Annotated in this window: 28 protein-coding genes; 18 read left to right on the top strand and 10 right to left on the bottom strand. The window is 70.3% G+C overall.

Features of this window, described 5'->3' with window-relative positions:
- Positions 1–164: 164 nt before the first annotated feature.
- Positions 165–1,127, bottom strand: a complete 963-nt coding sequence (locus ACZ6TU_RS04230) for a TetR/AcrR family transcriptional regulator C-terminal domain-containing protein (protein ID WP_467672432.1) — start codon at positions 1,125–1,127, stop codon at positions 165–167.
- 178 nt (positions 1,128–1,305) lie between these two features.
- Here ACZ6TU_RS04230 and ACZ6TU_RS04225 point away from each other — a divergent pair, with 178 nt between their 5' ends.
- Together ACZ6TU_RS04225 and ACZ6TU_RS04220 are read left to right on the top strand one after the other, a co-directional pair.
- Positions 1,306–2,517, top strand: a complete 1,212-nt coding sequence (locus tag ACZ6TU_RS04225) for an FAD-dependent monooxygenase (RefSeq protein ID WP_467672430.1) — start codon at positions 1,306–1,308, stop codon at positions 2,515–2,517.
- Between the two features lie 182 nt (positions 2,518–2,699).
- Positions 2,700–3,947, top strand: a complete 1,248-nt coding sequence (locus ACZ6TU_RS04220; protein ID WP_467672428.1) for an MFS transporter — start codon at positions 2,700–2,702, stop codon at positions 3,945–3,947.
- A 282-nt stretch (positions 3,948–4,229) separates the two neighbouring features.
- On the opposite strand, the gene ACZ6TU_RS04215 is transcribed toward ACZ6TU_RS04220, so the two are convergent.
- The gene (locus ACZ6TU_RS04215) at positions 4,230–4,469 is read right to left on the bottom strand and encodes a hypothetical protein (RefSeq protein WP_467672426.1); all 240 of its coding nucleotides are present in this window, start codon (positions 4,467–4,469) and stop codon (positions 4,230–4,232) included.
- A gap of 57 nt (positions 4,470–4,526) precedes the next feature.
- Here ACZ6TU_RS04215 and ACZ6TU_RS04210 point away from each other — a divergent pair, with 57 nt between their 5' ends.
- On the top strand, positions 4,527–4,673 hold the full coding sequence (locus ACZ6TU_RS04210; protein WP_467672424.1) for a hypothetical protein: 147 nt from the start codon (positions 4,527–4,529) through the stop codon (positions 4,671–4,673).
- A 101-nt stretch (positions 4,674–4,774) separates the two neighbouring features.
- On the opposite strand, the gene ACZ6TU_RS04205 is transcribed toward ACZ6TU_RS04210, so the two are convergent.
- The gene (locus tag ACZ6TU_RS04205) at positions 4,775–5,359 is read right to left on the bottom strand and encodes a TetR/AcrR family transcriptional regulator (protein ID WP_467672422.1); all 585 of its coding nucleotides are present in this window, start codon (positions 5,357–5,359) and stop codon (positions 4,775–4,777) included.
- 154 nt (positions 5,360–5,513) lie between these two features.
- Here ACZ6TU_RS04205 and ACZ6TU_RS04200 point away from each other — a divergent pair, with 154 nt between their 5' ends.
- The 4 genes from ACZ6TU_RS04200 to ACZ6TU_RS04185 are packed head-to-tail and all read left to right on the top strand — an operon-like array spanning position 5,514 to position 8,331.
- Positions 5,514–5,945, top strand: a complete 432-nt coding sequence (locus ACZ6TU_RS04200; protein ID WP_469546460.1) for a tautomerase family protein — start codon at positions 5,514–5,516, stop codon at positions 5,943–5,945.
- Positions 5,938–6,948 (top strand): zinc-dependent alcohol dehydrogenase, encoded by a 1,011-nt coding sequence (locus tag ACZ6TU_RS04195; protein WP_467672418.1) that lies wholly within the window; start codon positions 5,938–5,940, stop codon positions 6,946–6,948. The genes ACZ6TU_RS04200 and ACZ6TU_RS04195 overlap by 8 nt, the downstream gene beginning before the upstream one ends.
- Positions 6,941–7,651, top strand: coding sequence for a PaaI family thioesterase (locus tag ACZ6TU_RS04190; RefSeq protein ID WP_469546458.1), 711 nt, complete (start codon positions 6,941–6,943; stop codon positions 7,649–7,651). The genes ACZ6TU_RS04195 and ACZ6TU_RS04190 overlap by 8 nt, the downstream gene beginning before the upstream one ends.
- A gap of 26 nt (positions 7,652–7,677) precedes the next feature.
- On the top strand, positions 7,678–8,331 hold the full coding sequence (locus ACZ6TU_RS04185; RefSeq protein ID WP_469546454.1) for a M15 family metallopeptidase: 654 nt from the start codon (positions 7,678–7,680) through the stop codon (positions 8,329–8,331).
- 114 nt (positions 8,332–8,445) lie between these two features.
- Here ACZ6TU_RS04185 and ACZ6TU_RS04180 read toward each other — a convergent pair whose 3' ends face one another.
- Positions 8,446–9,210, bottom strand: coding sequence for a MerR family transcriptional regulator (locus tag ACZ6TU_RS04180; RefSeq protein WP_467672410.1), 765 nt, complete (start codon positions 9,208–9,210; stop codon positions 8,446–8,448).
- Positions 9,211–9,291: 81 nt separating this feature from the next.
- Here ACZ6TU_RS04180 and uvrA point away from each other — a divergent pair, with 81 nt between their 5' ends.
- Both uvrA and ACZ6TU_RS04170 read left to right on the top strand, forming a co-directional pair.
- On the top strand, positions 9,292–11,751 hold the full coding sequence (gene uvrA, locus ACZ6TU_RS04175) for an excinuclease ABC subunit UvrA (RefSeq protein ID WP_469546450.1): 2,460 nt from the start codon (positions 9,292–9,294) through the stop codon (positions 11,749–11,751).
- Positions 11,752–11,826: 75 nt separating this feature from the next.
- Entirely contained in the window at positions 11,827–12,249 is a 423-nt protein-coding gene (locus tag ACZ6TU_RS04170) for a DUF6281 family protein (RefSeq protein WP_469546447.1), read from the top strand.
- 14 nt (positions 12,250–12,263) lie between these two features.
- Here the strand turns inward: ACZ6TU_RS04170 and ACZ6TU_RS04165 are convergent, their stop codons facing one another.
- Positions 12,264–12,869 (bottom strand): DUF7848 domain-containing protein, encoded by a 606-nt coding sequence (locus ACZ6TU_RS04165; protein WP_467672404.1) that lies wholly within the window; start codon positions 12,867–12,869, stop codon positions 12,264–12,266.
- A gap of 105 nt (positions 12,870–12,974) precedes the next feature.
- On the opposite strand from ACZ6TU_RS04165, the gene ACZ6TU_RS04160 reads away from it, so the two are divergent.
- The gene (locus ACZ6TU_RS04160; protein ID WP_469546443.1) at positions 12,975–13,934 is read left to right on the top strand and encodes a helix-turn-helix domain-containing protein; all 960 of its coding nucleotides are present in this window, start codon (positions 12,975–12,977) and stop codon (positions 13,932–13,934) included.
- Positions 13,882–13,995, top strand: a complete 114-nt coding sequence (locus ACZ6TU_RS04155) for a DUF397 domain-containing protein (RefSeq protein ID WP_243382681.1) — start codon at positions 13,882–13,884, stop codon at positions 13,993–13,995. The genes ACZ6TU_RS04160 and ACZ6TU_RS04155 overlap by 53 nt, the downstream gene beginning before the upstream one ends.
- A 1-nt stretch (position 13,996) precedes the next feature.
- Here the strand turns inward: ACZ6TU_RS04155 and ACZ6TU_RS04150 are convergent, their stop codons facing one another.
- Both ACZ6TU_RS04150 and ACZ6TU_RS04145 read right to left on the bottom strand, forming a co-directional pair.
- Positions 13,997–14,341 carry a hypothetical protein gene (locus ACZ6TU_RS04150; RefSeq protein WP_467672400.1) on the bottom strand — a complete coding sequence of 115 codons (345 nt, stop codon included), beginning with the start codon at positions 14,339–14,341 and terminating at the stop codon, positions 13,997–13,999.
- A complete protein-coding gene (locus ACZ6TU_RS04145) occupies positions 14,338–14,994 on the bottom strand; it encodes a DUF6232 family protein (RefSeq protein WP_467672398.1) in 657 nt (218 codons plus the stop codon). Before ACZ6TU_RS04145 ends, ACZ6TU_RS04150 begins: the two co-directional genes overlap by 4 nt.
- A 271-nt stretch (positions 14,995–15,265) precedes the next feature.
- On the opposite strand from ACZ6TU_RS04145, the gene ACZ6TU_RS04140 reads away from it, so the two are divergent.
- A complete protein-coding gene (locus ACZ6TU_RS04140; protein WP_467672396.1) occupies positions 15,266–16,213 on the top strand; it encodes a DMT family transporter in 948 nt (315 codons plus the stop codon).
- Here ACZ6TU_RS04140 and ACZ6TU_RS04135 read toward each other — a convergent pair.
- Both ACZ6TU_RS04135 and ACZ6TU_RS04130 read right to left on the bottom strand, forming a co-directional pair.
- Positions 16,110–16,994: a LysR family transcriptional regulator gene (locus tag ACZ6TU_RS04135; RefSeq protein ID WP_467672394.1), complete on the bottom strand. Its 885-nt coding sequence runs from the start codon at positions 16,992–16,994 to the stop codon at positions 16,110–16,112. The two genes, ACZ6TU_RS04140 and ACZ6TU_RS04135, sit on opposite strands and share 104 nt — an antisense overlap.
- A gap of 1 nt (position 16,995) precedes the next feature.
- A complete protein-coding gene (locus ACZ6TU_RS04130; RefSeq protein ID WP_467672392.1) occupies positions 16,996–17,325 on the bottom strand; it encodes a PLD nuclease N-terminal domain-containing protein in 330 nt (109 codons plus the stop codon).
- A 69-nt stretch (positions 17,326–17,394) separates the two neighbouring features.
- On the opposite strand from ACZ6TU_RS04130, the gene ACZ6TU_RS04125 reads away from it, so the two are divergent.
- Positions 17,395–18,846 (top strand): menaquinone biosynthesis decarboxylase, encoded by a 1,452-nt coding sequence (locus ACZ6TU_RS04125; protein WP_467672390.1) that lies wholly within the window; start codon positions 17,395–17,397, stop codon positions 18,844–18,846.
- A complete protein-coding gene (mqnP, locus tag ACZ6TU_RS04120; RefSeq protein WP_467672388.1) occupies positions 18,843–19,745 on the top strand; it encodes a menaquinone biosynthesis prenyltransferase MqnP in 903 nt (300 codons plus the stop codon). Before ACZ6TU_RS04125 ends, mqnP begins: the two co-directional genes overlap by 4 nt.
- On the opposite strand, the gene ACZ6TU_RS04115 is transcribed toward mqnP, so the two are convergent.
- A complete protein-coding gene (locus tag ACZ6TU_RS04115) occupies positions 19,735–20,340 on the bottom strand; it encodes a rhomboid family intramembrane serine protease (RefSeq protein ID WP_469546435.1) in 606 nt (201 codons plus the stop codon). The two genes, mqnP and ACZ6TU_RS04115, sit on opposite strands and share 11 nt — an antisense overlap.
- A 91-nt stretch (positions 20,341–20,431) precedes the next feature.
- On the opposite strand from ACZ6TU_RS04115, the gene ACZ6TU_RS04110 reads away from it, so the two are divergent.
- The 4 genes from ACZ6TU_RS04110 to ACZ6TU_RS04095 all read left to right on the top strand — a co-directional run bounded on the left by ACZ6TU_RS04110 (position 20,432) and on the right by ACZ6TU_RS04095 (position 23,529).
- Positions 20,432–21,118: a UbiX family flavin prenyltransferase gene (locus ACZ6TU_RS04110; protein WP_467672384.1), complete on the top strand. Its 687-nt coding sequence runs from the start codon at positions 20,432–20,434 to the stop codon at positions 21,116–21,118.
- Positions 21,119–21,197: 79 nt separating this feature from the next.
- Positions 21,198–21,653, top strand: a complete 456-nt coding sequence (locus ACZ6TU_RS04105; protein WP_390991669.1) for an Lrp/AsnC family transcriptional regulator — start codon at positions 21,198–21,200, stop codon at positions 21,651–21,653.
- Positions 21,654–21,690: 37 nt separating this feature from the next.
- Positions 21,691–22,854 carry an aminofutalosine synthase MqnE gene (gene mqnE / locus ACZ6TU_RS04100; protein ID WP_467672382.1) on the top strand — a complete coding sequence of 388 codons (1,164 nt, stop codon included), beginning with the start codon at positions 21,691–21,693 and terminating at the stop codon, positions 22,852–22,854.
- Between the two features lie 24 nt (positions 22,855–22,878).
- Entirely contained in the window at positions 22,879–23,529 is a 651-nt protein-coding gene (locus tag ACZ6TU_RS04095) for a UdgX family uracil-DNA binding protein (RefSeq protein ID WP_467672380.1), read from the top strand.
- Positions 23,530–23,534: the final 5 nt, after the last annotated feature.

Raw genomic sequence — 23,534 nt, 5'->3', positions numbered from 1 at the left:
GTGGCAGGACTTCTCGCATCGGTTGCATGAGGCGGGACATCAGCCTTATTGCTTGGTTTGGCCCTGAGTTGAGGTCTCCTTCAGATCGGGCGGGGTTTTCGAACCCCGCCTTCTTCGCGCCCGGGGCGAGAGTGCGGCCCAGGCCAGGACCTCGACCAGGTCTTTCAGCCGGCGGAGCTCTCGTCGAGAAGTGAGGCGAGACCCTCGAGGAGGCGCTGGAGGCCGAACTCGAAGAGGGCGTCGAGGTCGAGGTCGTAACCGGCCGTAGCGAGGCGTGAGAGCTGGGGGAACCGGCCAGTGGCCAGAATCGCCAGGAGCGCGGGCTCCTGGGTGTCCATCCACTCCTCGCTGTCGAGGCCGCTGTGCGCCTCGGCTTCCCGCTCCGCCTCCAGGTTGACAGCGATTCCACGGGCGTAGTTGAGCAGCATCAGGTGCGCGGTGAAGGCGGACTGCAGGTCAAGTCCGTGCGTCTGCAGGACAGTGAGCATCCACTCGCTGTACGGCAGTGCCGAGGTGATCATCTGAGGGCGGGTCACCGACAGGGCCGGTGCGAGCCACGGGTGGCGGCGGAACCGTTCCCAGAGCTGCCGGGCCGCCAGCTCGATCGCCTCGCGCCAGCCCTCCGGCGGGTCGGCCGGCAACGGGCGCTCCGCGATGACCGTGTCCATCATCCGCGTCAGCAGGTCTTCCTTGTCGGCCACGTGCCGGTACAGCGACATGGTCGCCACCCCGAGCTCGGCGGCCACCCGGCGCATGGAGAGCGCGGCCAGCCCTTCTGTGTCGGCTACCGTGACGGCGGCGGTGACGATCCGCCCGAGCGTGAGCGCCGACTGGCCTGATGACGCATCAGACGGCCCGCCCGGGCGGGGGGCGGCCGCACTGCGGGCAGTGCGCACCGGGCGGCCCGGGGCCTCCACGACCGTCCCGACGCCCGGGACGGCACGGACCACGCCCTCGCGGCGCAGCTCGGTGAGCACCTTGGTCGCGGTCGCCATCGCGACGCCCCACTGCTTGGTGATCTCGCGGGTCGAGGGCACGCGATCGCCCGGCGCCAGTTCGCCCGTCTCGATCCGCCGCCGCAGTTCGGCGACGATCTGGCTGTAACGGGGTACCGCTTGTCCGCCCACCGACACCCTCCGTACTAGTGCACTGGATGGGACGCCATCCTAGTCTCCGACGCCGGGCAATATCCGGTCGCGAGGTCCCTCCGTGCCCATCCGTACTAGTGCAGCAGCAGCCAACTGCTCGTGTTGAAATGCGATTTCATGCTTGCGCAGGCGCTTGCGTACGGCGTACGTTCGCCTCATGCCGAACAACGAGATACTCATCTGCGGTGCCGGCGTCGCAGGACCTGCGCTGGCGTACTGGCTACGCAAGGGAGGGTTCACGGTCACCATCGTGGAGCGCGCGCCGCGACCGCGGCCCGGCGGGCAGACCGTGGATCTGCGTGGCGCCGGCCGCACCGTGGTCGAGCGGATGGGCCTGATGGACCGGGCCAGGGCGGAGAGTGTGGACCAACGCGGCTTCGCGCTCGTCGACGCCTCCGGCCGGACCACTGCGCGGGTGCCCGCGGACAGCTTCGGCGGCGAGGGGATCGTCTCCGAGATCGAGATCCTTCGCGGCGACCTCGCCCGCCTGCTGTACGAGTCCACCCTGCCGGACACGGAGTACCTGTTCGACGACACGGTCACCGAGATCGATCAGGACGCGAACGGGGCCACCGTCACCTTCGAGAAAGCCGCGCCGCGCCGGTTCGGGCTGGTCGTCGGAGCGGACGGGCCGCACTCGGTGGTGCGCGCGCTGGCCTTCGGCCCGGAGCAGGAGTTCGTCCGCCCGCTCGGCCTCTACACGGCCTGGTTCACCGCCACCGACGACATGGAACTCGACGGCTGGTATCTGATGCACAACGCGCCCGGCGGACTGGTCGCCTCCGCACGGCCCGGCCGCCTCCCCGGCGAGATCAAGGCCGGCCTCAGCTTCCGCTCGGCACCGGTCCCCTACGACCGCCGCGACGTCGCCGCCCAGCAGGAAATCGTGGCCCAGCGCTTCGCCGGCGTCGGCTGGGAGACCCCACGCCTGCTGCGGGCCATGCGCACCGCATCGGACTTCTTCTTCGACTCCATGGGCCAGGTCCGCCTCGACCGCTGGTCGCGCGGCCGTGTGGCGCTGCTGGGCGACGCCGGATACTGCGCGACCCCGCTGACCGGCCTGGGGACCAGCCTGGCCCTGGTCGGCGCATACGTACTGGCCGGTGAGATCGCCGCTGCCGAGGGCGACCACCGCATCGCCTTCCGCCGCTATGACGAGGTGATGCGCCCGTACGTGAGCCAGGCCCAGCAACTCCCGCCGGGCGGTGCCTCGGGGTTCGCGCCTTCAGGCCGGCTCGGCATCCGCCTGCGGGACCTCTCCATGCGGCAGATGACACGCTGGCCGATGCGGAACCTGCTCGCCGCTCAGTTCGCCAAGGCCGGGGACATCGCACTGCCGGAGTACAGTCTCGCCGCAGACGTGCGGTGAGCGGCCCAGCACCAGACGGTCCTACGCCCAACTCGCGGCCGCATTCGGCATCGGGAACGCCACGTCGGGGACACGCCCAGGTCGCAACGCGTCGGTCCACTGGGTGCGGCCCTCCTCGTCGGCCCGGTGCCAGTCCGATAATCCGTTGACGGGCGCGCCGGCCGGCCCCAACGATCGGGCGCATGTCTGTCGCCCTGGCTCCCCTGCGCCACCGCCCGTTCCGTCACCTCTTCGTCGGTACGACGGCCAATCTGCTCGGCAACGGTGTGGCGCCGATCGCCCTGGCCTTCGCCGTGCTCGACGCCACTGGCTCGGTCGGTTCGCTCGGGTTGGTGGTCGGGGCACACTCCCTCACCAGCATCCTCTTCCTGCTGTTCGGCGGGGTGTTGGCGGACCGGCTGCCGCGCGGCCCGCTGCTGGTCGGCAGCAGCGTGGTCAGCGCCGCGAGTCAGGCGGTGGCCGCCGCCCTGGTCCTCACCCACAGCGCCGCCATCCCCCTGCTCATGGTGCTCGCCGCGGTCAACGGGGCGTCCAGTTCCTGCTACCAGCCCGCCGCCCAGGCCCTGCTGCCCCAGGCCGTGCCGGCCGAGTCCGGCCGCGCCGCCCTCGCGCTCTCCCGGATCGCGGGCAGCAGTGCGACGATCCTGGGCGCTTCGCTGGGCGGCGTACTGGTCGCCGCGGTCGGCCCCGGCTGGGGCCTGGCCGTCGACGCGCTCAGCTTCGCGCTCGCCGCCGCGTCCTTCGCGCTGGTCCGCGTCCAGGTCACGCCGCCCGCTCCCAGCCCCGGCCTGGTGCATGAACTGCACGTCGGCTGGCAGGAGTTCACCTCCCGCAGCTGGGTGTGGATGATCGTGGTGGCCTTCTGCTTCCTCAACGTCGGCATCACCGCCTCGTTCACCGTCCTCGGCCCGGCCGTCGCCGACACCACCGGGATCGGCCGCACCGGCTGGGGCCTGGCCGTCGCCGCGTCCTCGCTCGGCGCGGTCGCCGGCGGCGTACTGTCGCTGCGATGGCGGCCCCGGCGCGCGATCCTGGTCGGCTGCGCGCTGATGGGCCTGACGGCGACGACCCCGCTGCTGCTGGCGCTCGCCCCGTACACCTGGGTGCTGGTCGTGGCCAACTTCGTGGCGGGCGTGGGTGTCGAGCAGGCCGCCGTCGCCTGGTACGCGGCCCTCAACGAGCAGATCCCCGAGGACCGCCTGGCCCGCGTCTACGCCTACGACGACCTCGGCTCCTACCTCGCGCTCCCGCTCGCCCAGTTCGCCGCCGGACCCGCCGTACTCCTCCTCGGCCTGAACGCCACCCTCTACGCGGCCGCCGCGCTCATCCTCCTCGCCACCCTCGCCATGGTCGCCACCCCCTCCATCCGCGCGCTGGTCCCGAAGACCGCGGAACGGCTGCCCGCCTCCGAAGATCCGGTGCCTGGCTGAGCTCGACTCCGACGCGCAACGCAGCCCTGAGGGCTGCGCAGGCCGCCTCGGTGGCTGTACGTGCACGAGCCTCTCGCAGCCACTCTCGGGTGTCTGAGGGAATGCCAGCGCGGGTGGTGCCGGCCTGGGAAGACTGACATGAATCGGCGATATGGCAGCGGATCATGTGCAGGATTTCGAGCTTGTCGAAGTCGGCTTTACCGAGTCTCGGAGCGTCCGAATCGGTGCTGACCTGGACAGTGGACCTGCTCCTCCACAGCCCAGGGGCTTCGGGGGGATGGGTCAAGGGGCCGCGAGTTTCTGATCGGGAGAGGTGTTGGCCTGCTGTCCGGCCGCTGGTGGCGTGCCCCTCAGCATCGCGACGCCGACGATCAGGGCGATCAGCACGAAGCCCGCAGGGGCAAGGAAGGCCACGTGGTAGCCGCCGACGAGCACGGTGAGGCCGATGGCGCCGCCGATCTGTTGGGTGGTGTTGAACAGCCCGGATGCGACGCCTGACTCGGCGGGCGTGACGGCGGCCATGCCGCGATCACCACCGCGATGGGCACGAAGCTCAGACCTGCCTGCAGGGAGCTGTACTTGAGTACGCGCTGCAAGTACAGCGTGCCGAAGAACAGCAAGCCGAACATGCCCGCGATCATCACGACCTGCACGATGTTCGCCACCGTCAGACTCCGCGAGCGGAAGAGCCGCAGAGGCAGTAGCGGATGTGCTGCCGTGGCCTGACGGAGGACGAACCCGCCGAGCACCCGAGCCATCTATGACACCGCAGTCGCGGCGAAGTCGGCAGCTCCTCAGAACCAGCAGCCGGAACGCTGACGTGGGTGTCAGCGCTTGATCGCGCCGGCGACGAGCGCCTGCAACTGCTCGGCGGTGTCGTCGAGCGGCTGCGCGCTGCGTTTGGCGCGGCACATGGCGACCGTGCCCTCGACTGCCGCCACGACCAGCGTCGCGAGTTGTGCGGCCTGTTCGGCCTCGGTGCCGTGCTCCCGTAGTGAGGCGGCCAGCAGGGTCTCCCACTGAGAGAACACCTCTGCCGCGGCAGTCACAGCGGGCGGGATCTCACCGGCCGGGGGCTCCTCGATGGCCACGGCCAACACGGGGCAACCGGCGTGGAAGTCGCTCTCGACGACGATCTTGCGCCACAGGGCGAGGAACGCCCGCAGCCCTTCGACGGGCCCCGACTCCAGCTCCTTGCGCAGGCTGCGGGCGACCCACTCGCCCGTGTACCGGACGGCCTCGGTGGCCAGCTGCTGCTTGCCCTCGGGGAAGTAGTGGTACGTCGAGCCGAGCGGCGCCTTGGCGTGCTTGGCCATCTCCCGGATGCTCGTGGCGCTCAGACCCCGCCGACTGATCATGTCGGCGGCCCCAGCCACGATCCGCTCACGCGACGGCGTACTGCGCTCGGCCACCTGTGCACATCCCCTCTGGCTATAACGGCCGTCATAGTCTAGCGTGGCCACTCGTTATAACGACCGTCATAGCCAGTGGCTGCCGACGGCCACTGGCTGTCGACGAACAGAGTCCGTCGGCGAACAGTGACTGTCGGCGATTCGAGGAGCTGCCATGCCGATGATCAGGCTGACCGTCCCGACCGGTGCCCTCACCGATCAGGGGCGGACGACCGTCCAGCGCGACCTGGCCGCCGTGCTGCTGCGCTGGGAGGGCGCACCCGACACCGCCTTCTTCCGCGCCCAGGCGTGGAGTTACCTCGTCGAACTGCCCGAGGGTGCCCAGACCACCGCCGAGGACGACGCGCCGCGCTTCCTGGTGGAGGTCACCGTCCCGCAGGGCGCCCTGTCCGAGCGCCGCAAGGCGGGGCTGGTCGAGGAGGCGACGAAGACCGTCCTGGGCGCCGCCGGCCTCGGCCCGGACGACACACTGCGGGTGTGGGTGCTGGTGCACGAGCAGCCCGACGGCACCTGGGGCGCGGGTGGCTCCGTCATCCGGTACGCCGATCTGGTGGCACTGGCGAAGGGGCAGTGCACCGATGCGTGAACTGACCTACGTCGCCAAGCGCACCGTCGAATGGCGAGAAGCACCCGACCCCAGGATCCAGTCGGCCGGTGAGGCGATCGTCGCCCCGGTGGCCGCCACCCCCTGCGACGTCGACTCCTCGATCCTCGCCGGGCACGGCTTCATCGAGCCGCCCTTCGCCCTCGGCCACGAGTGCGTCGCCCTGGTCGTGGAGACCGGGGACGCCGTCACCGCCGTCGCCCCCGGCGATCTCGTGGTCGTCCCGTGGTCCGTCAACTGCGGGGGCTGCGACCGCTGCCGGGCCGGCCTGACCGCGCACTGCACCGCCGTGCCCTACATGGCGATGTACGGCGCACCGATAGGCGGCAACTGGGGCGGACTCTTCTCCGACCTGGTCCGTGTCCCGTACGCCGACGCCATGCTGGTCCCGCTGCCCACCGGCCTCGACCCGGTCGCGATGGCCTCGGCAAGCGACAACTGGTCCCTGGCCTGGCGCCTGGTCGCGCCCCACCTCAAAGCCCGCCCCGGAGCACGGGTGCTGGTCGTCGCCCGCGGCAGCATCGGCCTCTACGTGTGCGACATCGCCCGCGCGCTCGGCGCCTCCGACGTGCTCTACGTCGACCCCGCCCCCGAACACCGCGAGCTGGCCCGCGCGTTCGGCGCCGCCACCACCGAGACCCTGGAGCCCCTCCCGCAGGGCTTCGACATCGCCGTCGAGGCCACCGGCCGCGTCGACCAGCTAGGCCTGGCCGTCAAGTGCCTCGCCCCGGAGGGGATCTGCGAGAGCGCGGGCAACCACTTCCGCCCCGGCGAGCTGCCCCTGCTCGACATGTACCTCACCGGTGTCACCCTGCGCGTCGCCCGCGACAACGTACGCGCCCACATCCCCGACGCCCTCGCACTCGCCGCCTCAGGCAAGGTCGCCCCCGAACGGGTCGTCTCCGACGTCATCGACTGGGAGGACCTGCCGGCCGCGCTGCCGGAGAAACACCTCAAGCCGGTCTTCGTCCGGGCAGATGTCTGACCGCCCCCGGCTTCCGCGCACCGGCACCGACACCGGCACCCGCACCGGCACCGAGGAACTGGAGCGCCGGAAGGCGGCCATCACCCGCCTCGGTCACGAACTGCGTGCTCTGGTGGAAGCCACCGTCCGCACCGACGCTTCCCCGGACACCCTCCACCGCGTGGCGGACGGCGTCCGCACCGTCACCGGCCGGCTCACGGGGCGACGTCGCGCACGAGGCGAGATCCCCGAGGTGGACGAATTCCCGGCGGGACCGCGGTTCTACAGCCCCGTCACGGGAGCCGGCAGCCCGCTCGCCCCACCGATGCGGATCACGGCCGCCGACGACGGCCTGATCGGCGAGTGCACCCTCGCCGGCACCCACGAAGGCCCGCCCGGCTACGGCCATGGCGGGGTGAGCGCCATGCTCCTGGACGAACTGATGGGCCGCGCCTGCGCGGCAGCAGGGACGCCCGGCCTGACCGTCTCCCTCCAGGTGCGCTACCACCGCCCGGTCCTGCTGGAAACACCCCTGCGGATCATCGCGCGCGTCACCGGCACGGACGACCGCAAGATCTTCGTGAACGGTTCGATCACCAGCGAGACAGCCCCGGACGCCGACCTCGTCACGGCCGAGGGAGTCTTCGTCACCCCCAACCCCGACAGCACCCGCGCCCTGTTCCCGGGGCTGCAACGGGTGATGGTCAAAGAGCTGCGCGGCTGAGTCGGCCCCTGCGTCATGATCGGCGCATGACCGAGATCGTGCTGATGTCAGACACCAGAATCGCGGCGATCCCCGTGGCCGACTGCGGGGAAAGGCTGCTCGACGTCAGGGTGCGGGAGTCCATCGCCGTCGACCCTCGCAAGGAAGACGGGTCGGGCGCTTTCGCGCACCTGCGGGAGGGCGTCCTGGCCCGCCTCCTGACGGCTCAGGAGCTGCTGCCGGACGGCGTTCGCCTGCTGTTCGTCGAGGGGTACCGGCCGCCCGCCCTCCAGCGTTCCTATTTCGAGCAGTACTCCGACGCTCTGCGGGCGGACCATCCGGGCTGGTCGGCGGAACAGGTGCGGGAGGCCGCGAGCCGCTACGTGTCACCGCCCGAGATCGCTCCCCACAGTGCCGGAGCGGCAGTCGATCTCACCCTCATGTCCGCCGACGGGCAGGAACTCGACATGGGGACGCGGGTGAACGCCAGTCCGGAGGAGAGCGACGGCGCCTGCTACACGAACGCCCCCGGCATCCCGCCCCGGGCACGCGACAACCGGCGGCTGCTCGGCGACGCACTGACGGCCGCGGGCCTGGTCAACTACCCGACCGAGTGGTGGCACTGGTCGTACGGCGACCGGTACTGGGCCCTTGCCACCGGTGCGGAGCACGCGCTCTACGGGGCGCGGGAGCGGGATTGAGTGTCACGTCGTCATCGGAGGCGGGGCATGGGCTGGGGTTCGGCAGTGAACGGAGGGCAAAGGTCCTTCGGCGTAGATGAGATCGAGCAGGTGAGCAGTGCGCGTCGGCCGTCATCACGTGGGTGATGGTCCCGGCCTACCTGCTGTCGGTCCTGTCGTCGTCCCGGCCGCGGTGAGCCGGTCCAGGTAGGCGTGGAGGGCGCCCGCGCCCTCGACCATGACCCTCGTACGAGCCGTCAGGGCCTCCCCGCGCGCCGCGATGGCCGCCCGCAGGGCGTCGCTGCTGCCCTCCCGGCGCAGCCCCTCCAGCACCGGGCGGATCTGGTCGAAGAGATAGTGACTGCGGCGCAGCGTGTGCACGAGCCGGGCGTCGCGCACATCGGCGGGTTCGTAGACGCGGTACCCCGTGCCGCGCTCGCGCCCCGGCGTGAGCAGGCCGGCCCCCTCCCACACCCGCAGCGCGGACGTCCGTACGCCCAGCAGCGCGGCCACCTCCCCGATGCGCAGCCCGCCGGAACGCGGCAGCGGGGCGGGCGGCTCCGCCGCCAGCAGCTCCATGGCCTCGCTCGCCGCCCGCAGGGAGACCCGCTCCTCGTGCAGGGCGGCATGCGCGGCGTCGACCAGGGCGAGCGCGCCCGGGACGTCCCCGTCGTGCAGGGACCGCATGATCCGCGTCGCCGTCACAGGCCCGTACCCCCGCATCAGGGCCCGGTACGCCAGCAGCGCGCCGCGGTGCACGTCCCCGAAGACGCGGTAGCCGGACGCGGTCCGCGCGGCGGGCGGCAGCACACCGGCGTCCTCGTAGTTGCGGATCTGCTGCGTCGAGACACCGGCCAGCCGGGCCAGGTCGACGGGACGGAGACGGCGTTCGGTGGTCATCGATTTGAAGGTTACGGCAGGAGAACCACCGATGATGCCTCGAAAGCCTCAACACCGCGCTTCAATGGAAGACTTGAAGGAATGGACAACAGCATCCGGGTCACCGGCGCCCGCCTCCACAACCTCAGGAACGTCTCCCTCTCCCTCCCGAAGAACAAGCTGGTCGTCCTGACCGGCCTGTCCGGCTCCGGCAAGTCCACGCTCGCCTTCGACACCCTCCACCGGGAGGGCCAGCGGCAGTACCTGGAGTCGCTGGGCATGGTCACCGGCTTCGTCAGCAAACCCGCCGTCGACTCGATCAGCGGCCTGTCCCCGTCCATCAGCGTCGACCAGCACCTCACCAACCGCAGCCCGCGTTCCACGGTCGGCACGGTCACCGAGGTGTTCACCTACCTGCGGCTGCTGTGGTCGCGGATCGGAACCCGCCCCTGTCCCGGCTGCGGGAAGAGCATCCCGCCGTCGTACGCGAACGAGGCGGAGGCCGGCACTGCGGCCGACGAGGACGCCGAGGGCGAGCAGACCCCTTGCCCGCACTGCGGCACCCTCGTGCCCGAGCTGGTGATGGGCTCCTTCTCCTTCAACAAGCCCGCGGGCGCCTGCCCGTCCTGCACCGGCCTCGGCGAGGTGATCCGGCCCGACGTACGGCGACTGGTCGACGGCTCCCGCTCGCTGGCCCAGGGCGCCGTACGGGGTTGGAACCCGAAGCTCACCGAGTGGAACCTCACCGCGCTGCGGGCAGCCGCCCGCCACTACGGCTTCACCTTCGACGCGGATCGCCCGGTCGGTGAACTGGGCGCGCCGCTACAGGACTTGTTGGTGTACGGCGTCGAAAGCCCGGAGTTTCGACGGTACTTCCCCGCGGTCGACCCGCCGACGACCGTGGCGGCGGGCCGTTTCGAAGGGATCGCGACGGCGCTGCTGCGGCGCTACACCGAGCGCGCCGACGACCCCGAGTACCGCGAACGGGCCGAGAAACAGGGCCTGGTGAAGCAGCCCTGCGGGGAGTGCGAGGGCACCCGGCTGCGGCCGGAGAGCCGGGCGGTGACCGTGCACGGACTGACGATCGTCGAGGCGGCGCACCTGCCGCTCACCGAACTCGACGGCTGGCTGGCCGGCCTGAAGGAGCGGTCGGCCGGCGACGAGTGGCTGTTCGTGGGGCCGGTCGTCGCCGACCTGGAGGAGCGGGTACGGCGCCTGGTGGACGTCGGGGTCGGCTACCTCAGCCTGGAGCAGTCCACGCCGAGCCTCTCCGCGGGGGAGACCCAGCGGCTGCGGCTGGCCGCCCTGCTCGGCTCCGGTCTGACCGGCGTGCTGTACGTCCTCGACGAGCCGACCATCGGCCTGCACCCCTCGGACACCGCCCGCCTGATCGGCGTCCTGCGCCGCCTGCGCGACCTGGGTAACACCGTGCTGGTCGTCGAGCACGACCTGGACGTGCTGCGGGCGGCGGACCACGTGGTGGACGTCGGCCCGGGGGCGGGCCGGGACGGCGGCCGGATCGTGGCGGCCGGGACGCCGCAGGAGGTGGCCCGGGCCGAGGGATCGGTGACCGGCGCGTATCTGTCGGGCCGGCTGCCCGCGCCCGAGTCGCGTGGACGCGGCGACAGCGACTCGGCCGTCGTGATCCGTGGGGCCCGGGCCCACAACCTCAAGGACGTGACCGTACGCATCCCGCTGAACCGCCTGGTGACGGTCACGGGCCCGTCCGGCTCGGGCAAGTCGACGCTGCTGCTGGACATCCTGGGCCGGGCCGCCCGCCGGCACTTCCACCGGGCGGGGGAACTCCCCGCCGAGCACGACGGCATCGACGGCTGGGAACACCTGTCCAAGGCCGTCCTCATCGACCAGGAGCCGATCAGCCGCGTCCCGCGCTCCAACGCGGCGACGTACTCGGACGTCTTCACACCCATCCGGGAGGTCTTCGCCGCCCGCAGCGAAGGCCGCCTGACAGCGGGCCACTTCTCCTTCAACGTGCCGGGCGGACGCTGCGAACGCTGCGAGGGCGCGGGCGTGCTCACCGTCCGGATGCACTTCCTCCCGGCGGTGGAGGTGCGCTGCCCGGCGTGCCGGGGCCGCCGCTTCCGGCCGGAGGTGCTGTCCGTCCGCCACGAGGGCCACGACATCGCCGAGGTGCTGCAGGCGACGGTGGACGAGGCGCTGACGGTGTTCAAGGACGTCCCACCGGTGGCCACCCGGCTGAAGCGCATGGCGGACGTCGGCCTCGGCTACCTCCCCCTGGGCCAGCCCGCCACCACCCTCTCCGGCGGCGAGGCCCAGCGCCTGAAGCTCGCCAGGGAGCTGGGACGGCGGACGACGGGACGCGCGCTGTACCTGCTGGACGAGCCGACCACGGGCCTGCACGCCGCCGACACCGCCCGCCTCCTCGACGTCCTCCAGCGCCTCGTCGACGCGGGCCGCTCGGTCGTGACCATCGAGCACAACCTGGATGTCGTGCGGGCCTCCGACTGGCTGATCGAACTGGGGCCCGAGGGCGGCGCGGCCGGGGGACAGCTGGTGATGGAAGGAGCACCCGGGACCTGAACCTTTCCGGACCCCCGCACGTCTTCGTTCCGTATCCAATGAGCCGGAGTCCAGGCTCCAGAAGGAGGCGTACCGATGAAGACGCCACTCCAGCGCGGCAGACGCGCACCCGCGTGGGGGCTGCTGGCGGCGACCGTCGCCTCGCTGTCCGTGGGCTGCACGGCGGAGTCGTCGTCGGACGACGGCGACGGCGCGCGGCCCGCGCCGTTGTGCGCGTACGTCGTCGAGTACGACGGCCGCAGGTACCTGGGCGGGGGCGAGACCGACGTCCCCGTGGGGAAGTCGCTCGGCCATGCCACCCGCCCGGCGTGCGACGACACTCCGGGCGACGGCGACGACGGGGAGGGCCCGGCCCTGATGACCGCGTTCGCCGTGCGGGGGGTGGACCCTGGCGTCGCCATCGCGGTGGCGGAGGACACCGACCACTACCGCCTCGTCGTCGCCGACACCGTCGAGGAACTCCCGCCCGAGCTGAAGAAGCTGACCGACCGTTCCTGACGCCCGTCCGGGCCTCAGCCTCGCTTCTCCAACACCGCGTAGTCGGCGAAGCTGCGGCGGTAGCGCAGGTGCCGGGTCTCCTGGGTGTGCCTGCGCTGCCACTCCTCGACCTCGCCGGGCGCCTGGCACGGGCCGGAGCTCGCCCCGCAGTCCGCGTCGTCGCCGGAGACGCAGTACGCCTGGTACTCGGGCAGGGCCGAGGAGTCCTGCACGATCGAGTAGGGGACGTACCGGAAGATCCTGCGCCCTGCCGGTTCTCCGCCATGCTCTTCGCGTTGGTGGTGGCGCAGCAGGACGTTCGCGTCCGTCACCGCACTTCCGTCGAACGCCGCCCGCGCCTTGTCCCGCCGGGCGGCCAGTTCCTCACAGACCGCACACCCCGGTACCGGTGCGGGAGGGCGGCTCGGATCGGCCGACAGTGCTTCCCTGGAACGGTCGTTGGCCGCGCGCACGCCCGCCCTGAGCCGCTCCTCCAGGCTTGCGACCCGGATCCGCGCCGGGTCGGCCTGCCACTCCCGGCCGCCGCCGACCGGGCGCAGCATCACGTACGGGCCGGTCTTGTCCTGATACTCGCCGACCATGCGCGTTTCAGGGTCGTAGACGAGCGTTCCCGGTTCCATTCCCTGCACCTCCGTAACTCTGGGTGTACCGAGCGTTGCGCAGGGGAACAGTCCGGTTCAATGCTTGGCGTGTGACACCGGTGCACTGTCACGGAGGGGGGAGCCGTGAGCCGACGGAACGGCGGGGCGGAGTCGGGGGTGAGCACGGCTGCCGTGTTCGGAGAGGTGCTGCGGCATTTCCGGGAGGCGGCGCTGCTCACGCAGGAGGGCTTGGCGAGGCAGATCCCGTGCGACCGCTCGCACGTGGCGCGGGTGGAGGCGGGCACGAGGGTTCCGCAGGAGAGTTTCGCGAAGCAGTGCGACGAACTTCTTTGCACGGGCGGGGTGTTGCTGCGGCTGTGGGGGCGGATCGACTGGTATCCGCAGGTGGAGCATCCTGACTGGTTCCGGCGCAGGGCGGAGATGGATGCTAAGGCAGTCAAGCTGTACGAGTACCAGGACATGGTCATGCCGGGCTTGTTGCAGACAGCGGAGTACGCACGGGCGTTGCTTTCCCAGAAGGCCAGTGGCGAACTACTCGAAGAGCGGGTGCGGGCGCGTCTGAGTCGACAGCAACGCTTCCTGGCAGAGGACGGCCCGATGTACGTCGCCGTGCTGGACGAGAGTTGTCTGCGTCCCGTGGGTGACTCAGTCGTGATGCGTGATCAGTGCGTGCATCTGCTGAGCCTCGGGCAGCGCCCCAACATCCGCATCCAGGTGGCTCCGGCCAGCCGATTCGACCTGGTCCGCCCCAACAGCGCCATGTCGCTGATCACGTTGCCCAACGGGGAGCAGTGGGTCTACTCGGAGTCGCTGAGTCACGGCTACTTCAACAATGATCCAGACGCCTACGCACAACAGAGCCAGGCCTATGATGTGCTCAGGGCTGACGCTCCGTCTGCCCCGGAATCTGCCGCCTTGATCAGGGAGGCGATGGAAGGGTATGGGCGGGACCATGAACAGTCGCGACCTCGGCGCAGTCCCCTGGATCAGGAGCAGCTACAGCGGCAACGACGCCGGCAACTGCGTGGAAATAGCCCCCGGTTTCCCCGACACCGTCCCCGTCCGCGACAGCAAAACCCCTGACGGACCGGTCCTGCTCGTCACCCGGTCCGCCTGGTCCGCTTTCCTCTCCGGCGTGCGCTGAACTACTGCCCGCTCAGCATCTGCAGGATCCGGTTGGCCGCCTCCGCCACCGGCTGGCCCACGGCCCCGACGGCCGCGGCGATCGCGGCGACAGCCATCAGCGCACGGTGCCGCTCCTGCGCGGGCGCGGCGTCCGCGGCCAGCACCGGCAGGGAGTCGTCGATGAGTTGCGCACTCGGTTGCGGCAGATGGTCGCGCAACTCCCGGACTTCGCGGATCAGTTCGGCCAGGGCCAGCTGCAGGGCCGGGTCCGTTTCGCCCGTGGCCCCGTTCTTGACGATGCCCGTGTTGCCGCTGCCGCCGTGCATGCTGACGTTGTCGCCGTAGTAGTAGTTGTTGCCGCTCATGCCGCGATCCCCACGTTCCCGCTGCCGCCGTACATGTTCACGTTGTCGCCGAAGTGGTAGTTGGTGGGCGAGTTGATGGTGAGCTGCTCCACCGTCACCTGGAACTCGGTGTCGGGGTTCTCCAGTGCGCCCGCCACGTAGCCCACGAGCTGGTCGAGGTGCTGCGGGGTCCGGCTGGTGACCATGGCGGTGGACGGGCCGGCCGTCTCGATGGCGAGGACGTAGTGGGACGGCGCCGTGACCACGGAGAGCATGTCGACGAAGAAGTAGATCAGCGCCGCACCGGAGCAGACCCATACGAAGATGATCAGTCCACTGCCGCTGGACTGATTACCTTCGTACGGGGATGCCCCGCTGTCGCCGGCCTCGTTCGCGAGGGAGATCAGGCCGCCGATGATCGACAGGCCGATGGTCACGGCCAGGATGATCCCGGTGCGTGCCAGGAAGCGGAAGACCGCCTCCTTGCGCTTCGGGCGGAGGGTGAACGTGTACACCCGCGCGATGTTCCGAAGCGGGTAGGCCGCTGTGCCGACCCATAACAGCCGCTTGCTGACGCGCAGTTCGATGTCCGTCATGGCACGCGGCGGGGTGGCGGGCGGGGGTGGGACGTCCCACTGCCCCGGTGGCTGCCCCGGTGGCTGCCCTGTTTCCATGAAGTCCCCCTGAGACCTGGTGAAGGCACAGTGAGAGCGGTCACTGTGTGAACACCATTGACGACCATGAGTTCCCCGGGAGCAAGTGCTTTCACGGAAGCCCCGCACGCTGGGACCGCCCGCGCCCCTCAGGACTCGTCGCGCCTCGGGCCGCATGGGACGCGTTCACCTCGGGTCTGCGCTGACCCATCGGCCGCGCCGATGACCCCATCGGCAGCACGCCCCGCTGGCGCGTGGACCCCCGGGTCAGGCTCTCCGTAGCGTCTTCGGCATGACCTCGGATCTCAAGGGCACCGCCCAACTCACCGCCGCCATGGTGCTGTCCGGCACGCTCGGCGTCTTCGTCGTCGAGTCGGGCGCCTCGCCGTTCAACGTCGTCTTCTTCCGCGTCCTGTTCGGCGCGCTCGCCCTCGGCGCCTACGTCGTCGCGCGGGGCTGGCTGCGGGGCCACGGCTTCACGCCGCGCAGCCTCGGCCTCGCCGTCCTGGGCGGCGTGTTCATCGTCTTCAACTGGGTGTTCCTGTTCGAGTCGTACGAGAACACCTCGATCTCGGTCGCCACCGTCGTCTACCACACGCAGCCGTTCTACGTGGTGCTGCTCGGTGCGCTGCTGTTCCGTGAGCGGCTGACCGCCGCCAAGGTCTGCTGGATCGCCGTCGCCTTCGTGGGGCTGATCCTGGTCTCCGGGGTCACGCCCGGCGACTTCACGAGCGGCGGCGGGTATCTCCTCGGCGTGGGGCAGGCCCTGCTCGCCGCGCTGCTGTACGGCCTGTCCACCCTGGTCACCAAGCGCGTCACCGGCGTACGCCCGCACCTGATCGCCCTGGTCCAGGTCGTCGTCGGCATCCCGCTCCTGCTCCCCTTCGCCGACTTCGGCGCGATGCGCGGCACCGGCGCGGACTGGGGCTGGCTGATCGGGCTCGGCGTGATCCACACGGGCCTGATGTACGTCCTGATGTACGCCGCCTACGCCAAGCTGCCGACCTCGAAGATCGCCGTCCTCGCCTTCGTCTACCCGGCGATCGCCATGGTCATGGACTGGGCGGTGTACGGCCACCACATCGGACTCGTCCAGACTCTCGGTGTCCCGCTGATCGTGCTGGCGAGCCTGCGGGTCACCCTCGCTCGGCCACGAGTTTCCGCGTCTGCTCCACGAACAGCCGCGCGTGCGCCGGAAGCCGCTTCCCGGCCCGCCACGCCAGTTGCGTCCGAAGTGTGAACGGCGGCTCCCAGTCCAGCCGTACGAGTGCCCCCTCCGCGAGTTCGGCGGCGACCGTCACCTCGGGCAGCAGCGAGATCCCGAGGCCGGCCGCCGCCGCGCGTTTGGTCGCCTCGATCGTGCCGAACTCCATGAACTGCACGGACTCGGCGAGGGTGTTGAGCTCCCGCTCGAACAGGTCGCGGTAGGCGCAGCCGGGCTCGGTGGCCAGCAGGGACTGCCGTACCAGGTCCGGGAGTGTCACCGTCGAACCGGCGAGCGGATGGCCGGGTGCCGCCACCAGCGCCAGCGGCTCGACGGCCAGCACCTCGCTGTCCAGGCCCACGTGCTCGGTCTCCGCCTCCATCAGGAAGCCGAGGTCGTACGTCCCCCGCCGCAGTGCCTGCCGGGTCTCGTCGCCGGTGGTCGTCCGCAGCGCGAGCCGCACTTTCGGATAGCGGTGGTGGAACAGCTCCAGCAGCGGCGGCAGGCGGTAGGACGTCAACGACTCCATCGTGCCGACCGTGAGCGACCCCGCCGGTTCCTCGGCGTCCGCCACCGCCGCCCGTGCCTCCTCGCTCAGCTCGATGATCCGCCGCGCGTAGGGCAGCAGCCGCTCACCCGCCTCCGTCAGCCGGATGCGGCTGCCGAGCCGGTCGAACAACTCGGCGCCGAGCGTGGCCTCCAGAGCGCGGATCTGGCTGGTCACACTGGACTGCGCGTACGTCAGCTCGGCCGCGGCCCGGGTGAAGCTCAGCAGCGTGGCGACCTTCTCGAAGGTGACGAGCAGCCGCAGTTCCACGTCAGGGCTCGTCCCGCTTCTTCTTGTCGTCCTCGCCGCCGGGCTTGTCGTCGTCGCCGAGGGACTTCAGGAAATCGGGGTTGTCGTCGGGCGCGACCCACTGCCCCGGCCGACTGCCACCGCGGACCCCGGACCAGCCCTCGGCGGCCGGGCTGCGCTTCTTGCCCGCGATCAGCCAGGAGATCGAGCCGACCAGCGGGAACAGCAGCACGAGGATCGCCCACAGCGGCTTGGGCATGTGCCGGATCTCGTCGTCCTTCGTGCTGATGCAGTCGATGAACGCGTACACGCTCAGCGCCAGCGGCACGAGCAACATCAGTACCCGGAGCATGCGCGGCCTCTCAGCGAAAGCGGGTGGGCGGTTCAGGGCCAGGGTAGCCGCTCGGGGATACTGGACCGCATGGCTTACGACGATCTTCGCTCCCTGCTCAGGGCTCTGGAGCGCGAGGGCGACCTCAAGCGCATCAAGGCCGAGGTGGACCCGTATCTGGAGGTCGGGGAGATCGTCGACCGGGTGCAGAAGGCCGGCGGTCCCGCGCTGCTCTTCGAGAACGTACGCGGGTCGAGCATGCCGCTCGCGATGAACGTGTTCGGTACCGACCGGCGCCTGCTGAAGGCACTGGGCCTGAAGTCGTACGGCGAGATCTCGGAGCGGATCGGCGGGCTGCTGAAGCCCGAGCTGCCGCACGGGTTCGTCGGCGTGCGCGAGGCCTTCGGGAAGCTCGGCGCGATGACGCACGTGCCGCCGAAGAAGGTGAAGGACGGGCCCGTGCAGGAGGTCGTCCTGACCGGGGACGACGTCGACCTGGACCAGCTCCCGGCCCTCTTCACCTGGCCCAAGGACGGCGGCTCCTTCTTCAATCTGGGGCTCACCCACACCAAGGACCCGGAGAGCGGCATCCGCAATCTCGGGCTGTACCGCCTCCAGCGCCACGACAAGCGCACGATCGGCATGCACTGGCAGATCCACAAGGACAGCCGCAACCACTACCAGGTGGCGGCCAGGCGAGGGGAGCGGCTGCCCGTCGCCATCGCCTTCGGGTGCCCGCCCGCCGTGACGTACGCCTCCACCGCTCCGCTGCCCGGGGACATCGACGAGTACCTGTTCGCCGGGTTCCTGGCGGGCAAGCGGATCGAGATGGTCGACTGCAAGACCGTGCCGCTCCAGGTGCCGGCACAGGCGGAGGTCGTGATCGAGGGCTGGCTGGAGCCCGGCGAGATGCTGCCCGAGGGGCCGTTCGGTGACCACACCGGCTTCTACACGCCGCAGGAGCCGTTCCCCGCCCTGAAGATCGACTGCGTGACGATGCGGAAGCGGCCGCTGCTCCAGTCGATCGTCGTGGGCAGGCCCCCGACGGAGGACGGACCGCTCGGCCGGGCGACGGAACGCTTCTTCCTCCCGCTTCTCAAGATCATCGTGCCGGACATCGTGGACTACCACTTGCCGGAGGCGGGCGGCTTCCACAACTGCGCGATCGTCTCGATCGACAAGAAGTACCCCAAGCACGCGCAGAAGGTCATGCACGCCGTCTGGGGCGCGCACATGATGTCGCTGACCAAGCTGATCGTGGTCGTCGACTCCGACTGCGACGTGCACGACCTGCACGAGGTCGCCTGGCGGGCGCTCGGCAACACCGACTACGCCCGGGACCTGAGCATCGTCGAGGGCCCCGTCGACCACCTCGACCACGCCTCCTACCAGCAGTTCTGGGGCGGCAAGGCAGGCATCGACGCGACGAAGAAGTGGCCCGAGGAGGGCTACACGCGTGACGGCGGCTGGCCCGACATGGTGGAGTCCGATCCGGAGACCGCGGCGAAGGTGGACCGCCGCTGGAAGGAGTACGGCCTGTGAGTTCCGCTTCCGCCGCGATCCCGCAGCCGGGCCGCACGAAGGCCTTCCTCCGGCTGGTGATGATCGAGCACTCGGTCTTCGCGCTGCCCTTCGCCTACATCGCCGCCCTGACGGCGATGTACCAGTGGGACAAGAACGTCCACTGGGGGCGGCTGCTGCTGGTCACCATCTGCATGGTGGGGCTGCGCACCTTCGCGATGGCGGTCAACCGGATCATCGACCGCGAGATCGACGCCCGTAACCCGCGCACCGCGCACCGCGAGCTGGTGACGGGCGCGATGTCGGTACGGCACGCGTGGACGGGGGCCCTGATCGCCCTCGTCGTCTTCCTCGGCGCGGCGGCCCTGCTCAACCCGCTGTGCCTGGCGCTGGCCCCCATCGCGGTGATCCCGATGGTGGTCTACCCGTACGGCAAGCGGTTCACGAACTTCCCGCAGGCCATCCTGGGCCTCGCCCAGGCGATGGGCCCGGTCGGCGGCTGGCTGGCGGTCACGGGTTCCTGGTCCTGGGACGCGGTGATCCTCGGTCTCGCCGTCGGCATCTGGATCGGCGGCTTCGACCTGATCTACGCCTGCCAGGACGTCGAGACCGACCGCGAGATCGGCGTCATGTCCGTCCCGGCCCGCTTCGGCATCCCGGCGGCGATCTGGGGCGCACGGGTCTGCCACACCCTCACGACGGCCCTGTTCGTCTGGTACGCCCTGGCCACCGACGCGGGCGCCTTCTTCTGGCTGGGCCTGCTGATCGTCGCCGCCGCGTTCCTCTACGAGCACACGATCGTCCGCCCCCACGACCTGTCCCGAGTGAACAGGGCGTTCTTCAGCGTCAACGGCTTCATCGGCATTGCCCTGTTCGTGTGTGCGCTGCTGGACCTGCTGGTGCGCGGCCTCACTGTGTGAGCGCGTGCGGGGTGGCACGCCGGCGGCGGAACACGAACGCCGCCGCCACGCCCGCCAGCAGGCCCATCAGGTGGCCCTGCCAGCTGACGCCCGTCTGGGTGGGGGCCAGGCCCGCCAGGATGGAGCCGCCCCAGATCGCGGCGATCAGGACGCCGGCCAGGATGCCCAAGGGGCGGCGCTCGACGAAGCCGGTGATCAGCAGGAAGCCGAAGAGGCCGAAGATCAGGCCGGAGGCGCCCGCGGTGTTGGTGTGGGCCGGGGCTATGAGCCATACGCCCAGGCCGTCGACGATCACGATCAGCGCGCAGACCAGCAGGAAACGGCGCAGCCCCGCGAGCGCGGCGAGGAAGCCGAGGACCAGCAGCGGCACCGTGTTCGCGGCCAGATGGGCGAAGCCGAAGTGGATGAAGGCCGACGGGACGACGTCGACCAGCTCGGACGGGGTGCGCGGGGTGACGCCGAGGCCGTCCAGCACGTGCCCGCTTATCACGTCCACCACTTCCAGCAGCCACAGCAGCGCGATCCAGGCCAGCATCAGCTTGCCCGCGGCCATCGCACGGTCGCCGCGCGACCAGCCGGCTCCCACACCCGACATGGCGACCCCCAGTGCTCGCTCGTCTCCTTCAGGGAACGCCCCGCCCCCCTTGGCCGGTTCCCACCCTGTGACGCCGGATAGGCTCGGAGTTGTGAACCCAGTCAAGCCAGGCGAGACACCGCGTACGCCTTGGATCGTAGGGGTGTCCGGCGCCTCCGGCACCCCGTATGCCGCTGCCGTGCTGCGGGCACTCCTCGCCGCCGGCGAGAGCGTCGACCTCGTGGTGTCCCGGGCCTCCCGCCTCACCCTGCTCGACGAGACCGGGATCTCCTTCCGGGACGCCCACTGGCAGGACGACCTGCGGGAATGGCTGTCCCGGGGCGCCGACGGCAAGCCCGGCACGTTCTCCGTGGACATCGACGCCGTACGGCACTGGAGCGCCGGCGACCTGGCCGCCGGGCCCTCCTCGGGGTCGTACCCCACCAAGGGCATGCTGATCGTGCCCGCCTCGACCGCGAGCGTGGCCGGGGTCGCGCTCGGGCTGTCGAAGGACCTGTTGCAGAGGGCGGCGAGCGTGACCCTGAAGGAGAGCCGCCCCCTGGTCGTGGCCGTACGCGAGACCCCGCTGAACGGCCAGACCCTGCGGCACCTGGTCACCCTCGACGACGCGGGCGCGACGGTCGTGCCCGCCTCACCCGCCTTCTACGCGGGCGCGACGCACATCCAGGACCTGGTGGACTTCGTCGCCGGACGCGTACTCGACTCGGCGGGCGTGCCGCACCGGCTCTACCGCCGTTGGCAAGGTGAGCTCGGCGGCGGATCACACCGCGCCGACTGAGCCACACCCCTGCACGGCGCCAGTACGTCATCACAACCACAGACTTTTCAGACAACTTCAGCGGAAGGCTTCGATCGCAATGGACGCGGTGGACAGGCAGCTCATCCAGGCCCTGAGGGAGAACGGCCGGGCCTCCTACGCGGAGCTGGGACGCCTCGTCGGACTGTCGGGACCGAGCGTCACCGACCGCATCAACCGGCTGGAGGCGGCCGGTGTCATCACCGGCTACCGGGCCACCGTCGACGCCGCCTCGCTCGGCCTCGGCGTCACCGCCCTGATCGGCATCTCGCTCTCCGACGCCACCGACCACGAGGACGTGGCGCAGCGGCTTCGGGACCTTTCGGAGATCGAGGACTGCTGGTTCATCGCGGGCGACGACTCGTACATGCTCAAGGTGCGGGCGGAGAACGTGGACGGCCTGGAGAAGATCATCCGGCGGCTCAGCGGCACCAAGGGCGTCTCCCGGACGCGCACGACCATCGTGCTCTCCACGAAGTGGGAGAACCGGGTCGGGGAGCTGCCCGAAGAGGAGTAGTCGTAACGTTGGCACGTCGTCGTAGAAAGGTGTGGGCATGGATCTCGGGCTCAAGCGCGAGCTGGAGGAGAAGGTCAGGGCGGGTGTACGCCTGACCCGTGAGGACGGCATCGCGCTGTACGAGTCGGACGACCTGGCCTGGCTCGGCGGCCTCGCACACGAGGTGCGCACGCGCAAGAACGGCGACGTCGTGCACTTCAACGTCAACCGTCACCTCAACATGACCAACGTGTGCACGGCCTCCTGCGCGTACTGCTCCTTCCAGCGCAAGCCGGGGGAGAAGGACGCGTACACGATGCGCATCGAGGAGGCCGTCAAGCTCGCGAAGGCGATGGAGGGCGAGAACCTCACCGAGCTGCACATCGTCAACGGGCTGCACCCGAACCTGCCGTGGCGCTATTACCCGCGCTCGCTGCGGGAGTTGAAGGCCGCGCTGCCGCACGTCTCGCTGAAGGCCTTCACGGCCACCGAGATCCACCACTTCGAGACCATCTCCGGGATGAGCGCGTCGGAGATCCTGGACGAGCTGATCGACGCGGGGCTGGAGTCGTTGACCGGCGGTGGTGCGGAGATCTTCGACTGGGAGGTCCGGCAGCACATCGTGGACCACCGGACCCACTGGGAGGACTGGTCCCGGATCCACCGGCTCGCGCACGAGAAGGGTCTGAAGACTCCGTGCACGATGCTGTACGGCCACATCGAGGAACCGCGGCACCGGGTGGATCACGTGCTGCGGCTGCGTGAGCTCCAGGACGAGACCGGGGGTTTCCAGGTCTTCATCCCGCTGCGGTACCAGCACGACTTCGTCGACCTGCAGGACGGCAAGGTGCGGAATCGCCTTCAGGCGCGGACGCAGATGGCGACGGGGGCGGAGGCGCTGAAGACCTTCGCGGTGTCGCGGCTGCTGTTCGACAACGTGCCGCATGTGAAGGTCTTCTGGGTCATGCATGGTGTCCAGACCGCGCAGCTGGCGTTGCAGCACGGGGCGGACGACATGGACGGGTCCGTCGTCGAGTACAAGATCACGCATGACGCGGACAACTTCGGTACGCCGAACAAGCTGACGCGTGAGGACTTGCTCGACCTGATTCGCGACGCCGGGTTCCGTCCGGTGGAGCGGAACACGCGGTACGAGATCATTCGGGAGTACGAGGGGCCGGACCCGGAGCGTCGGGAGTCTCCTCAGCCCATGCGGGTGTGACCCCGAGGTGGGTACCCGGGGGGCATGGTTGCCACCAAGGCGCCTGAAGACGCCTATACCGCTGAACCCTTTGTTCCTGGTCGCGGTGGGTTGCCCGCCCTGCGGCGGGCCGCTGCCGACTGCCGGGGTTGCCCCCTGCACCGGGACGCCACGCAGACCGTCTTCGGGGCCGGAGACAAGGACGCTCGCGTCATGCTCGTCGGGGAGCAGCCCGGGGATCAGGAGGACCGGCAGGGGGAGCCGTTCGTCGGGCCCGCCGGGCGGCTTCTGGACCGTGCTCTGGAGGAGGCGGGCATAGACCCTTCAGAGGCCTACGTCACCAACGCGGTCAAGCACTTCAAGTTCACTCAGGCCGAACCGCGCAAGCGCCGGATCCACAAGGCACCCACCCTGCGTGAGATGACCGCGTGCGGGCCCTGGCTGGCCGCGGAGCTCGCGGTCGTGGAGCCGGAGCTGATCGTCGTCCTGGGTGCCACCGCCGGGAAGGCGCTGCTCGGGTCCTCGTTCCGGGTCACGCAGGTGCGGGGCACGGTGCTGGAGGAGGAGATCCACGGCCGGCCGGAGCGGCTGGTGCCGACGGTGCACCCGTCGTCGGTGCTGCGGGCGGACGACCGGGAGGCGGCGTACCGGGGGCTGCTGTCGGACTTGAAGGTGGCGGCGCAGGCACTGGCGTAATAGCT

This window comes from Streptomyces sp. NPDC052064 (assembly GCF_055585925.1).
The sequence above is the reverse complement of the archived record's forward strand: the minus strand, read 5'-3'. Positions and strand labels throughout refer to the sequence as shown.